This is a genomic window from Streptomyces sp. NPDC054047, assembly GCF_055585065.1.
In genome coordinates this window covers 203,369-216,322 of sequence record NZ_JBVJKV010000003.1, presented here as the reverse complement: position 1 = coordinate 216,322, position 12,954 = coordinate 203,369, and the positions used below count along the sequence as shown (strand labels likewise).

Genomic DNA, 12,954 nt, shown 5'->3' with positions numbered 1-12,954 from the left:
GGGATACAGAGCCACGAAGAAGACGGCTGCCGCCGGTCCGACGTGAGTCGGACCGGCGGCAGCCGTCGTTCATGTCTGCGTCAGGCGATCGGGATCAGGCCTCACGCGTCGTGTCAGTCACGTCAGGCGCGTCAGTCAGGTCAGGCGCGTCAGGCGCCCCGAGCTCCTCCAGCGTCCGCTCCAGCCACTGCGTCCAGAACGTCTCCAGGTCGATCCCGGCCCGCAGCACCACATGCCTCAGCCGGTCCTCCACCGCGTCCTTCCCCGGCGGGAAGTCCCGCTTCTCGATCTCCTCGTACTCGGCCAACTGCTGCCGGTGCAGGGCGAGATGACGGCGCAGGTCCGCCTCGATGCCGTCCGTGCCGACGACCGCCGCCGCCCGCAGGCGCAGCAGCAGCGTGTCGCGCAGCGGCTTGGGGTCCTGGCTCGCGGCCGTCCAGCGGGCCAGCTCGGCGCGGCCCGCGGGCAGGACCTCGTACTCCTTCTTCTGCCCGCGGGTGGCCTGCTGCCGCTCAAGCGCGCGAATGGCCCCCTCCCGCTCCAGCTTCCCCAGCTCGCGGTAGATCTGCTGGTGCGTGGCCGACCAGAAGTAGCCGATCGACTTGTCGAACCTGCGGGTCAGCTCGAGCCCCGACGAAGGCTTCTCTAGCAGGGCGGTGAGGATCGCGTGCGGGAGTGACATGGCGGCCATCCTAGGTACGGCGTCCGGAGCGGACGCCCGGCGTCACAGCGCGGCGGCCAGCTCCGTGCCCTGCTTGATGGCGCGCTTGGCGTCCAGCTCGGCCGCCACGTCCGCGCCCCCGATGAGGTGCGCGCTGTGCCCGGCGGCGAACAGCTCCTCGTACAGGTCGCGGCGCGGGTCCTGGCCGGAGCAGAGGACGACCGTGTCGACGGGGATGACCGTGGACTGTCCGTCGACCGTGACATGCAGGCCCGCGTCGTCGATGAGGTCGTAGCTGGCGCCCGCGACCATCGTGACGCCGCGGTGGCGCAGCTCGGTGCGGTGGATCCAGCCGGTGGTCTTGCCGAGGCCCTGGCCGACCTTGGACGTCTTGCGCTGCAGGAGGTGGACCTGGCGCGGCGGGGTGGGCCGGTCGGGTGCGGTCAGGCCGCCGCGGTCCTTGTAGTCCATGTCGACGCCCCACTGCCGGAAGTACGTCGCCGGGTCCAGGCTCGCCTTCTCGCCGCCGTCGGTCAGGAACTCGGCGACGTCGAAGCCGATGCCGCCCGCGCCGATGATCGCGACCCGCTCCCCCACGTGCACGCGCTCGCGCAGCACGTCGAGGTAGCCGACCACGCTGGGGTGGTCGATGCCGGGGATCTCGGGGGTGCGGGGCGTGACGCCGGTGGCGACGACCACATCGTCGTACGCGGCCTTCGCCAGCTCCTCCGCGGTGGCGCGGGTGTTCAACCGGACGTCCACGCCGTGCCGTTCGAGCTGGTGGCGGTAGTAGCGCAGGGTCTCGTCGAACTCTTCCTTGCCCGGGACCTTGCGGGCGACGTTGAGCTGGCCGCCGATCTCGGACGCCGCGTCGATGAGCGTGACGGCGTGACCGCGCTCGGCCGCCGACACCGCGAAGGCCAGCCCGGCGGGACCCGCGCCGACGACCGCGACGCGCTTCTTGTGACGGGTGGGCGTAAGGACGAGCTCGGTCTCGTGGCAGGCGCGCGGGTTCACCAGGCAGGAGGTGATCTGGAGGTTGAAGGTGTGGTCCAGGCAGGCCTGGTTGCAGCCGATGCAGGTGTTGATGGCGTCGGGCTGCTCGGCCCGCGCCTTGGCGACGAAGTCCGGGTCGGCGAGCAGCGGGCGGGCCAGCGAGACCATGTCGGCGGCGCCGTCGGCGAGCAACTGCTCGGCGATCTCGGGGGTGTTGATGCGGTTGGTGGTGACGAGCGGCACGGAGACCTCGCCCATGACCTTCTTCGTGACGAAGGTGTACGCGCCGCGCGGCACGGACGTCGCGATGGTGGGGATGCGTGCCTCGTGCCAGCCGATGCCGGTGTTGATGATCGTGGCGCCCGCGGCCTCGATCTCCTTGGCGAGGTGGACGACCTCTTCGAGGGTCGAGCCGCCGGGGACCAGGTCCAGCATGGAGAGGCGGTAGATGATGATGAAGTCCGCGCCGACGCGCTCGCGTATGCGCCGGACGATCTCGACGGGGAAGCGGATGCGGTTCTCGTAGGCGCCGCCCCAGCGGTCCTCGCGCTGGTTGGTGGGGGCCGCGATGAACTCGTTGATCAAGTAGCCCTCGGAGCCCATGACCTCGACACCGTCGTAGCCCGCGAGCTTGGCGAGCTCGGCGGCGCGCACGAAGTCCTCGACTGTCTGCTCGACCTCGTCGTCCGTGAGGGCGCGCGGCACGAAGGGACTGATCGGCGCCTTGATCGCGCTCGGCGCGACCAGGCCCTCGTGGTAGGCGTAGCGCCCGAAGTGCAGGATCTGCATGGCGATCTTGCCGCCCGCCGCGTGCACGGCGGCCGTGACGCCCGCGTGCTCGTGCGCCTCCGCCTCGGTGGTCAGCTTGGCGCCGCCGTCCCAGGGGCGGCCCAGCTCGTTCGGGGCGATGCCGCCGGTGACGATGAGACCGACACCGCCGCGCGCACGGGTCGCGTAGAACTCCGCCATCCGCTCGAAACCGTTCGGCGCCTCTTCCAGGCCCACGTGCATGGATCCCATCAGGACCCGGTTGGGCAGGGTGGTGAAGCCCAGGTCGAGCGGGTTCAGCAGGTTCGGGTAGCGGCTCATGCGGGCCCTCCGGCGTACGGGTGTGTCGTCAGGACAGTTCTAGAGGACGCCGACCCCTTGTGCAACTAGTTGCATAAAGACGTGGCGGGCGCCACTTCGACGCGACGCTCCCCCCAGGTGACCGTTTTGCCTGTTTCGCCGGAAGATTCGCGGTGCGCAACAGGGGATTGACCATTCAACGAACCGCTCCTAGAGTCCTCGCACCCCCGCAGGTATATCGATTAACCGCCCTGGTTGGAGACATCCCGCTGTGCGCTCAACGATGAGTCGGCGCGGCTTCCTCGCCGCAGGTTCAGGCCTGGCCGCCGCCACCACCCTGCCCGCCCTCGCCGGCTGTTCCACGCTGGCCTCGGCGGATTCCGATCCCGACACGCTCGTGGTGCACAGCCAGCTCGGCACCACCGCGCCGGGCTCACCCACGTACCTGTCCGCCCTGAACACCTTCCGGGACGAGAACCCCGGCCTGAAGGTGAAGAACCTCGTGAACGGCGACGACCTCGCGCAGGTCTACGAGACCTCGCGGCTTGCCCGCAAGGAACCGGACGTCGTCATGGTGAACCTCTACGACAAGACGCTGGCCTGGACCGACGTCGGGGCGACCGTCGACGTCAAGGGGTACATGGACGACTGGGGGCTGCGCGAGCGCGTCCTGCCCGTCGCCCTCGACGCCTGGACCGACGGCAAGGGACGTCTTCGCGCCTTCCCGTACTTCGCCACCAACTGGCCCGTCGCCTACAACACCGCACTGCTCGACAAGGCCGGGGTCGACGCCGTCCCGACCACCGGCGACCAGCTGATCGCCGCCGCCCGCAGGCTCCGCGCCAAGGGGATCGCCCCGGTGACCGTCGGCGGCAACGACTGGACGGGCCAGAAGCTCCTCGCCCAGATCATCCAGACGTTCCTCTCCCCCGGCGAGGCGCGAAAGGTGTTCACGAGCGGCGACTTCAGCGGCAGCCGGGGCGCCCGCGAGGGCATCGAGTACTTCGCCGCCCTGCGCGACGCGGGCGTCTTCGCCGACAAGGCGCAGGGCCTGACCTCCGACACGATGACGACGCAGTTCAACACCGAGGCCGCCGCCGTCCAGTCCGCGATGTCATCGGCCCTGGCCAAGGTCCCGGAGAAGGTCGCCCGGCACACCGAGGTCGGCGGCTGGCCGCTCGCGCCGGACGCCGCGCACGCCAAGCCGACGATCCTGCGGACGTACACCCTCATCGGCTTCTGGATCAGCCCGAACGGCACGAAGAAGCTGGACGCGGTCGAGAAGTTCCTGCGCTTCATGTACCGCCCGGACACCGTGTCCCGCTTCATCAAGGAGAGCGGGCGCGACATGGCCCTGCGCTCCGACACCCTCAGCACGGACTTCCCGCTCGTCGCCGCGGCGCAGAAGCTCGGCACCGACGTCAGCCAGGCCCTGCTGCCCGACATCTACGTCCCGCCGGCCGCGACCCAGCCGCTGATCACCGCGACCAGTACGGCGTTCACCCGCGGCACCAGCCCCGCCAGGGTGCGCTCCGTGCTCGAAGCCGCGTACCGCACCGCATGAGCCGCCCGCCCGAGCCGCCCGAGCCTTCTGGGAGTCACCCGAGATGACGACGCCGACGATGTCGACGAACGTGCCGCCGGGCGGGACCGAGGTCCGCCCCGCACCCTCCAAGCCACCCGTCCGCAAGCGCCGCCAGGAAGGCGGCACGATCCTCGCCGTCCCGGCCCTGGTCTGGTACCTGGTCTTCATGGTCGGCCCGATGGTCGCGATCTTCGTGATCGCGGCCCTGCACTGGCCGGGCATGCTCCAGCCCGTCTCGTTCGCCGGGCTCGACAACGTCCGTACGGTCTTCGACGACCCGGTGTTCTGGGACGCCGTACGCAACACGGCGGTCCAGCTCGCCGTCGCGCTGCCGATCATGATCGTGTGCGCGTACATGCTGGGCTATTACGTGGCGCAGAAGCCGCCGGGCCACAAGGTCCTGCGCTACCTCCTCTTCATCCCCGGCCTGATCTCCACCCCGGCCAAGGCGATGGTGTTCTACGCGGCGCTCTCCCCCGACGGCCTGGTCAACGGGGCGCTGAAGTCGGTGGGCCTCGGTTCGGTGACCGACGCCTGGCTCGCCTCTCCCTCGACGGCGCTCGCCTGTCTGATCGTGCTCGACATCTGGGGCGGCATCGGCTTCACCGCCGTCCTGTTCGCCGCGCGGCTCGGCAGTGTGCCCGAGGAGATCGGCGAGGCGGCGCAGCTGGACGGCGCCGGGCACTGGCGGACGATGTGGGGCGTGCACTTCCCGGTCATCCGCGAGTACGTGGGCGTGGTGACGATGCTCCAGTTCCTCTGGACGTTCTTCGGCTCGGCCCAGCACGTCCTGCTGCTCACGCAGGGCGGTCCCGGCAGCTCGTCGACGACGCTCTCCTTCCTCGTCTACCAGAAGGCGTTCATCGCGGCCGACCTCGGCTACAGCCAGACCGTCGGCGTGATCCTCTTCCTGGTTGGCCTCGCCGGTCTGCTCACCATCCGCCGCGCGTTCCGCCAGAACTACTGACGCCGCACGACCCCCGATCGGAGCCGGTCACCTTGAGAACCCTGAAACACGGAAAGTCCTGGCTTCCCGCGCACATCCTGGCGTGGGCGTACGCGGCACTGCTCGTCGTCCCCCTCTACTACCTGCTCGCGTCCGCCTTCAAGACGAACGACCAGATCTTCGCGAGCCCCTTCTCCCTTCCCACCTCGCTGTCGTTCGGCAACTTCGGCACGGCCTTCGAAAGCGCCGATCTGGGCCTCGCGGTCGTCAACTCGGCCCTGGTGACGGCCTTCTCGCTCGCGCTGACGCTGGCGCTCGCGATCCCCGCGGCGTTCGCGATCGCCCGCGCGACGGGCCGGATGGGGGCCTTCGTGGAGAAGGTCTTCTCGCTGGGCTTCCTCATCCCGACGTTCGCCGCGCTCTTCCCGACGTTCCTGCTGGCCGCGGCGACGGGCCTGTTCCACACGCGCCTGTTCATGGTGCTCTTCCTGCCCGCCACCGCGATGCCGCTGTCCGTGGTCATCCTGGTGCAGTTCATGCGGACCATCCCCAAGGAGATGGAGGAGGCGGCGCGGATGGACGGCGCCTCCACCTTCGCGGTCCTGCGCCACGTCTATACGCCGATGTGTCTGCCCGGCATCGCGACGGTGCTGCTCCTGAACTTCCTCACCTTCTGGAACGAGTACCTGTACTCGCTCGTCATCATCGGCCCCGACCCTTCCCAGCGGACCGTGCAGGTCGCCCTGCCCACGCTGAAGTCGCTGACGGGAACGGATTACGGAGTGCTGACCGCCGGTACGGTTCTGACTCTCGTACCGGTATGGGCCGTCTACACGGTGCTGCAGAAGCGGATGCAGCAGGCCCTCGTCAGTGGGGCGGTGAAGATGTGAGCGGGTCGGAAGCATCACGCAGGGACAGCGGTGGCCGTCCGAACATCAAGGCGGTCGCCGCGGCGGCCGGGGTCTCCACGGCCGCCGTCTCGCAGGCCTTCAACGCCAAGGGCCGCATCTCCGAGGCCACCCGACGCCGCATCCTGGACGCCGCGGCCGACCTCGGCTGGTCGCCCAGCGCCACGGCCACCGCCCTGCGCAGCGCCCGCACGCGCACACTCGCCCTCGTCGTGCGCCGCCCCACGGACGTGCTCGGCGCGGACCCGCACTTCAGCGAGCTGATCACCGGCCTGGAGGGCGAACTGGCCCCGCGCGGCTACGGCCTGCTCCTCCACCTGGTCACGGACGTGGCCGAGGAGAGCGCGCTGTACGAACGCCTCGCCGCCGAGGGCCGCGTCGACGGCGCCGTCCTGACCGACGCCCGCGCCGACGATCCGCGCCCACCGCTCCTGCGGGGCCTTGGCCTGCCCGCCGTGCTGCTCGGCGCGCCCCACCCGGACGCGCCCGTGCCCACCGTGGGCCTGGGCAACCAGGGCGCGGGCATACACGAAGCCGTCGACCACCTCCTCGAGCTCGGTCACCGGCGCATCGCCTATGTGTCGGGGCCCGGCGAGCTGCTGCACACCGGTCTGCGCCGCACGGTCTTCGAAGAGACCCTGCTGCTCAAGGGAGTCGAGCCCGCAGCCGTCCTGAGCACCGATTTCTCCGAGGCGGCGGCCGTCGCCGCGACCGAGGAGCTGCTCGGCATGGCGGAGCGTCCCACCGCCGTCATGTACGCCAACGACTCCATGGCGGTGTGCGGCATCGGGGCGGCCCAGCGCGCCGGACTGCGCGTCCCGGACGATCTGTCCGTCGTCGGCTACGACAACCTCCCGATCGGCCGCTGGCTGCATCCGCGCCTGACGACCGTCGACCAGCAGGTGCAGCGGGTCGGCGCCGCCGCCGCGCGTGCGCTGCTCGCGCAGTGCGGCGAGGACGTGCCGCCCGTGGCGCTCGACGACCGGCCACGGCTCGTGGTCCGCGAGTCGACGGGGCCCGCGGGCTGACGGCCGCCCCCTTCCGCGTACTTCTCCACCTTCGTACGGAAAGACCTGAGTACCCCCATGCGACGCCACAGTGCCCAGCTCACCCACGACTCCGCCGTCCTGCCCTGGATCGGCGCCAACTTCTGGTCCCGCACCGGCGGTCCGCTGATGTGGCGGAACTACGACCCGAAGACGGTCCGCGAGGAACTGACCGTGCTGCGTGAGCACGGCCTGACGATGACCCGCTCGTTCTTCTACTGGCCGGACTTCCACCCCGAACCGCACCGCGTCGACGAGGAGCTGTGCGAGCGCTTTTGTGACTTCCTGGACGCGCACACCGAGATGGGGATGGGCACGGTGCCCACCTTCATCGTCGGTCACATGTCCGGCGAGAACTGGGACCCGGCGTGGCGCGGGGGCCGCGACCTCTACGAGGACGTGTGGCTGGTCGGCCGCCAGGCGTGGTTCGTGTCGCAGATGACGCGCCGCTTCAAGGACCACGCGGCGGTCACCGGCTGGCTCATCACCAACGAGATGCCGGGCTACGGCCGCATCTACCAGGTGGACCCGCCGTCCAGCGATGTCGTCACGGCCTGGGCGCAGTTCATGTGTGACGCGGTGCGCGCGGCGGGCGGCACGCAGCCCGTGTCGCTGGGCGACGGCGCGTGGGGCATCGAGGTGACCGGCCGCGACAACGGCTTCTCACTGCGGGACACGGCCGAGTACGTCGACTTCGTGGGCCCGCACGTGTACCGCTCCGACACGGACCGGGTCCGTCAGCACTACCGCGCCGCGTTCGAGTGCGAGCTGGCCGCGGTCACCGAACAGCCGGTAATCCTGGAGGAGTTCGGGCTCTCGACGGACACCGTGTCGGCGCGGAACGCGGGCATCTACTACCGCCAGACGCTCCACAACTCCCTGCTGGGCGGCGCGACCGGCTGGATAGCCTGGAACAACACCGACTACGACGACCTGTGGGACCAGTCGCCCTACGACCACCACCCCTTCGAGATGCACTTCGGCATCACGGACGGCACGGGCGCACCGAAGACTCCACTGGTCGAACTCGCCGCTTTCTCCAAGGTGTTGGAGCAGGTGGACTTCGCTCGCTGCCACCGTTCGGACGCCGACGCGGCGCTCGTCGTGCCCGCGTTCCTGGAGCGCGGCTACCCCTACAGCCGCCCTGCCGACCGCCCCCTGATCTTCACGTCCCTCCATCAGGGGTACGTCGCCGCGCGCGGGGCCGATCTCCCGGTGGGCCTCACGCGGGAGGCGGACGGGATGCCCGGGGACGCGTCCCTGTATCTCCTGCCGTCCACCCGGCAGTTGACGACCCGCACGCGGCGCGAGCTGGAGCGGCGGGCCCGCGAGGGCGCCACCGTCTACCTGTCGTTCTGCTCCGGCGAGCACCCCGGCACGCGCGGCCCGTGGTTCGACGACCTGGACGGCCTCTTCGGCGTCGAGCTCCAGCTCACCTACGGGGTGGCCGAACCCATCGAGGACGACGTCCTGGAGCTGACCTTCACCGAGGAGTTCGGCGGCATCGCGGCGGGTCAGACCCTGCGCTTCCCGGTCGCGGGCAACGAGGACAGCCGCGCCTATCTGCCGGTCGTGCCGGTGGGCGCGCGCGTCGTGGCGAAGGACGCGCACGGCCGTCCCGCGCTCCTGGTGAACGAGACGGGGCGCGGCCGTACGGTCCTGGCGACCTATCCGCTGGAGCACATGGCCGCGCGCACGGCCCGCGTCAACCCGGAGCAGACACACCGGCTGTACGCGGCGCTGGCCCAACTGGCGGGTGTGCGGCGGCCGGTGACGGTCGACAGCCCGTACGTCTCGGCGGATGTCCTGGTGCACGAGGACGGACGGCGGTTCGTGTGGCTGGTCAGCCAGGCCGACGAGGAGCTGACGGTGCGTCCCGCGGTCGACGGTTCGCTGCACGACCTGGAGACGGGTGAGGCGGTGGAGGAGGTGCGGCTCGTCCCGTTCGGCGTGCGCGTCCTCGAACAGCGATGAGCGCGATCGGCCCCATGGGCGCGCCGCTGTACCGGGAGGCCGGCGCCCCCGTCGCCGACCGGGTCCGCGATCTGCTCGCGCGGATGACGCTCACCGAGAAGGTGGGCCAGGTCAACCAGCGGATGTACGGCTGGGACGCGTACGAGCGGACGTCCGATGGCCACCGCCTGACGGACGCCTTCCGTGCCGAGGTCGCCGCGTTCGACGGGATGGGCGCGCTGTACGGACTCCAGCGCGCCGACCCCTGGTCGGGCGTGACCTTCGCGGACGGCATCACCGCGGCGGACGCGGCACGCGTCGCCGACTCGGTGCAGCGGCACGTCATGTCGAGCACCCGGCTCGGCATTCCGGTCCTGATGGTCGAGGAGGTGCCGCACGGCCACCAGGCCCTGGACGGCACGGTCCTTCCGGTGAATCTCGCGGTCGGCGCGACCTGGGACCCGGAGCTGTACGAGGCCGCCGCGGCGGGCGCGGCCTGCGAGCTGCGCGCCCGGGGCGGCCATGTGGCCCTCGTCTCGGCGCTCGACCTGGTCCGCGATCCGCGCTGGGGACGCGCGGAGGAGTGCTTCGGCGAGGACCCGTATCTGGCGGCACGCTTCACCGAGGCGCTGGTGCGGGGCATGCAGGGCGGCGATGCCGTGTTCGCCCCGGACCGGGCGGCGGTGGTGCTCAAGCACTTCGCCGGGCAGGGCGCGACGATCGGCGGCCGCAACAGCGCGGCCACGGAGCTCGGCCCGCGCGAACTCCACGAGATCCACCTGGTGGCGGCGCGGGCGGGGGTCCGCGCCGGAGCGGCGGGCGTCATGGCCGCGTACAACGAGTACGACGGTCTGCCGTGCGCGGCCGGCCGCGAACTGCTCACCGGTCTCCTGCGCGAGCGCTGGGGGTTCACGGGTCTGGTGATGGCCGACGGCTGCGCCCTGGACCGCCTCGTGCGTCTCGCGGGGGACCCGGTGGCGGCGGGCGCGCTGGCGCTGGACGCGGGCACGGATCTGAGCCTGTGGGACGGCTGCTTCCCGCGTCTCGCGGAGGCGGTGGAGCGTGGTCTGGTCTCCGAGCACGCCCTGGACGCGGCGGTCGCCCGCGTCCTGACGCTGAAGTTCCGCCTGGGGCTCTTCGAGCGGCCCTACGTCGACGAGGACCCTGACCGCGCGGCACCGCAGGCCGGGTTGAGCGAGCGCCTGGCCCGCGAGTCCGTCGTCCTGCTGAGCCATGACGGGACGACTCTCCCCCTCGCGCATCCCTCCCGCATCGCCGTCATCGGCCCCAACGCCGACTCGCTCCCCCAGCAGCTCGGCGACTACACCGCGCCGCAGCGCCCCGGCACCGGGCTCACCGTCCTCGACGGCATCAGGGCGGTGGCGCCGCCGGGCACCGAGGTGACGTACACGCGGGGCTGTGAGCTGGTGGGCGACGACCGCGGCGGGATCGCGGACGCGGTGGCACTGGCCGCCGGCGCCGATGTCGCCGTGCTCGTGCTCGGCGGGTCCAGCGCGCGGGAGGCCGACACCCGCTTCGACAGCAACGGGGCCGCCGTCGTGGCCTCCGGGGCTCCGGCGGGCATGACGTGCGGCGAAGGGGTCGACCTGGCCGGACTGGGTCTTCCGGGTGGGCAGTTGGCGCTCCTGGATGCCGTGTCCGCCACCGGCACCCCCGTCGTCGCGGTCCTCGTCCAGGGACGGCCGCATGCCGTTCCGGAGCTGTCCGGGCGGGCCCGTGCCGTGCTCTCGGCCTGGTATCCGGGGCCGTGGGGAGGGCTGGCGATCGCCGACGTGCTCTTCGGGCGCGCGGAGCCCGTGGGGCGGCTGCCGGTCTCCGTGCCGCGCTCGGCGGCGCAGCTGCCGGTGTTCTACAACGCCAAGGATCACGGCTACCGGGGTTACGTGGACCAGCCCGCCACCGCGCTGTACGCCTTCGGCCACGGCCTGTCGTACACGACCGTCGAGTACGGGGAGCCCCGGCTCTCCCGCTCAAAGGCTCCGGTCGGCGATCCGGCGCTCACCTGCACGGTCACCGTGACGAACACGGGTGCGCGTGCCGTGCGGGAGACGGTGCAGCTCTATGTGCGCCGACTCGCGGGCTCCAGCTCCTGGCCGCGCGTCCGTGAGCTGCGCGGCTTCGCCCGCATCGAGCTGGCCCCCGGCGAGGAGGCGGAGGTCGTGTTCGTCGTCGAGGCGGATACGCTCGTCTCGCTGGGCCGCGCTCTGGAGTACGTCGTGGAACCGGGCGAGCTCCTGCTGGAGACCGGGCCATCCTCCGACCGCACGAGCGGCGCCCTCCTGACCCTGACACGCTCGTGAGCGCCGCGTCCGAATCCCGCCAGCCGCATGCCCGCGCAACCCGCAGACTTGGGGGTGCCACCGGGAAGTACGGGTGTCACCGGGAAAGAGGGAGCAACTGATGACCAAGGTCATGGCCAAGGCCGTCTACACCACCGTCGCGAGCCCGCTGGGCGAGCTGCTGCTGGTCGGCGAGGAGTCGGCCACCGCGCCGGGCGGCACCGCGCTGGCCTCGCTGTCCCTGCCGGGACAGAAGGGCGGCGCGGTCGTCCAGGACGGGTGGGTGCGCGACGACGAGGCCTTCGCCGTGATCGCCGGGCAGCTGCGCTCGTACTTCGACGGGACGCGTCGGCACTTCGACGTCGAGTACGTGAGCGGCGTCGGCACCGACTTCCAGGAGCGGGTCTGGCACGCCCTCGACTCCCTCCCCTACGGCACGACCACCACGTACGGGAAGCTCGCCGAACAGCTGGGCCTCTCGCGCGTCGCGGTCCGCGCCCTGGGCACGGCGATCGGGCGCAATCCGCTGCTGGTCGTGCGCCCCTGCCACCGGGTCATCGGCGCCGACGGCTCACTGACGGGGTACGCGGGCGGCCTTGAGGCCAAGCAGCGGCTCCTGGACCTGGAGTCCGCGTGAATCTGTAGTCACCGTCCGCCGCGGTGACCCAGGCGCTCCGAGAGATCGCCCGCCCCCTTGGCCGCCAGCTCGGCCAGTTCCTGTTCGCGCTGCTCGCTCCAGCGGATCATCGGCACGGAGATGGAGAGCGCCGCCACGACGTGGCCCGCGCTGTCGCGGACCGGGGCGGCCACGCAGCTCACGTCCGGGTTGGACTCGCGGTGTTCGGCCGCCACCCCGCGCTCCCGGATCTCGCCGAGCGCGGCGAGCAGCGCGTCCTGCTCGGTGATGCTGTTCTGGGTCATCGCCACCAGCTCCCTGCCCGCAAGGCGGGTTTCGAGCTCGTCCTGGGGCAGTGAGGCCAGCAGCATCTTGCCGACCGACGTGCAGTGCGCGGGCAGTTTGCGGCCCGCCGCGGAGACCATGCGCACGGCGTGCGTGGAGTCCACCTTGGCGATGTAGATGACGTCCGTGTCCTCGAGGACCGCCACGTGGACGGTCTCGTCGCAGGTCTCGGCGACCTCGCGGGCCACCTGCTGGCCCTCGGCGGCCAGGTCGAGCTGCTCCGCGTACCGGCTGCCGAGCTGGTAGGCGCGTACGCCGAGGCGGTAGCGGCCCGTCTGGTCCGGGATCTGGACAAGGTACGAGCGGGCGGCAAGGGTGGTGAGCAGTTCGTGCACGGTGGTGCGCGGCAGCTGGAGTCTGCGGGTGACCTCGGGGGCGGACAGCGTGCCGTCGCCCTCCAGGAACAGCTCCAGTATGTCCAGCGCCCTGGTCACCGCTGGAACCAGTCGTCCCATGGTCGGCCTCCCACCCCGTGCGTCCGAAAGTTTCGTCCGAAACTTCGGTCAACGATCGATATGACGAACACAGGC

10 protein-coding genes are annotated in these 12,954 nt (G+C 71.2%); 7 read left to right on the top strand and 3 right to left on the bottom strand.

Features of this window, described 5'->3' with window-relative positions; genetic code table 11:
• Nucleotides 1–94 precede the first annotated feature (94 nt).
• Together ACZ6ZP_RS12700 and ACZ6ZP_RS12695 are read right to left on the bottom strand one after the other, a co-directional pair.
• Nucleotides 95–682, bottom strand: coding sequence for a PadR family transcriptional regulator (locus ACZ6ZP_RS12700; RefSeq protein ID WP_351157397.1), 588 nt, complete (start codon nt 680–682; stop codon nt 95–97).
• Nucleotides 683–724: 42 nt separating this feature from the next.
• A complete protein-coding gene (locus tag ACZ6ZP_RS12695) occupies nt 725–2,746 on the bottom strand; it encodes an NADPH-dependent 2,4-dienoyl-CoA reductase (RefSeq protein WP_469406710.1) in 2,022 nt (673 codons plus the stop codon).
• Between the two features lie 250 nt (nt 2,747–2,996).
• Here ACZ6ZP_RS12695 and ACZ6ZP_RS12690 point away from each other — a divergent pair, with 250 nt between their 5' ends.
• The 7 genes from ACZ6ZP_RS12690 (at nt 2,997) to ACZ6ZP_RS12660 (ending at nt 12,100) form a co-directional block, all read left to right on the top strand.
• Entirely contained in the window at nt 2,997–4,289 is a 1,293-nt protein-coding gene (locus ACZ6ZP_RS12690; protein ID WP_361471657.1) for an ABC transporter substrate-binding protein, read from the top strand.
• A gap of 43 nt (nt 4,290–4,332) precedes the next feature.
• A complete protein-coding gene (locus ACZ6ZP_RS12685) occupies nt 4,333–5,277 on the top strand; it encodes a carbohydrate ABC transporter permease (protein ID WP_351157403.1) in 945 nt (314 codons plus the stop codon).
• Between the two features lie 41 nt (nt 5,278–5,318).
• Nucleotides 5,319–6,146, top strand: coding sequence for a carbohydrate ABC transporter permease (locus tag ACZ6ZP_RS12680; protein WP_351158014.1), 828 nt, complete (start codon nt 5,319–5,321; stop codon nt 6,144–6,146).
• Nucleotides 6,143–7,192, top strand: a complete 1,050-nt coding sequence (locus ACZ6ZP_RS12675) for a LacI family DNA-binding transcriptional regulator (RefSeq protein WP_469406708.1) — start codon at nt 6,143–6,145, stop codon at nt 7,190–7,192. The genes ACZ6ZP_RS12680 and ACZ6ZP_RS12675 overlap by 4 nt, the downstream gene beginning before the upstream one ends.
• 57 nt (nt 7,193–7,249) lie before the next feature.
• Nucleotides 7,250–9,184 carry a glycoside hydrolase 5 family protein gene (locus ACZ6ZP_RS12670; protein ID WP_469406706.1) on the top strand — a complete coding sequence of 645 codons (1,935 nt, stop codon included), beginning with the start codon at nt 7,250–7,252 and terminating at the stop codon, nt 9,182–9,184.
• 14 nt (nt 9,185–9,198) lie between these two features.
• Entirely contained in the window at nt 9,199–11,484 is a 2,286-nt protein-coding gene (locus ACZ6ZP_RS12665; protein WP_469407244.1) for a glycoside hydrolase family 3 N-terminal domain-containing protein, read from the top strand.
• Between the two features lie 100 nt (nt 11,485–11,584).
• Nucleotides 11,585–12,100, top strand: a complete 516-nt coding sequence (locus ACZ6ZP_RS12660) for a methylated-DNA--[protein]-cysteine S-methyltransferase (protein ID WP_469406705.1) — start codon at nt 11,585–11,587, stop codon at nt 12,098–12,100.
• Between the two features lie 8 nt (nt 12,101–12,108).
• Here the strand turns inward: ACZ6ZP_RS12660 and ACZ6ZP_RS12655 are convergent, their stop codons facing one another.
• Nucleotides 12,109–12,879, bottom strand: coding sequence for an IclR family transcriptional regulator (locus ACZ6ZP_RS12655; RefSeq protein ID WP_351157412.1), 771 nt, complete (start codon nt 12,877–12,879; stop codon nt 12,109–12,111).
• Nucleotides 12,880–12,954 lie beyond the last annotated feature (75 nt).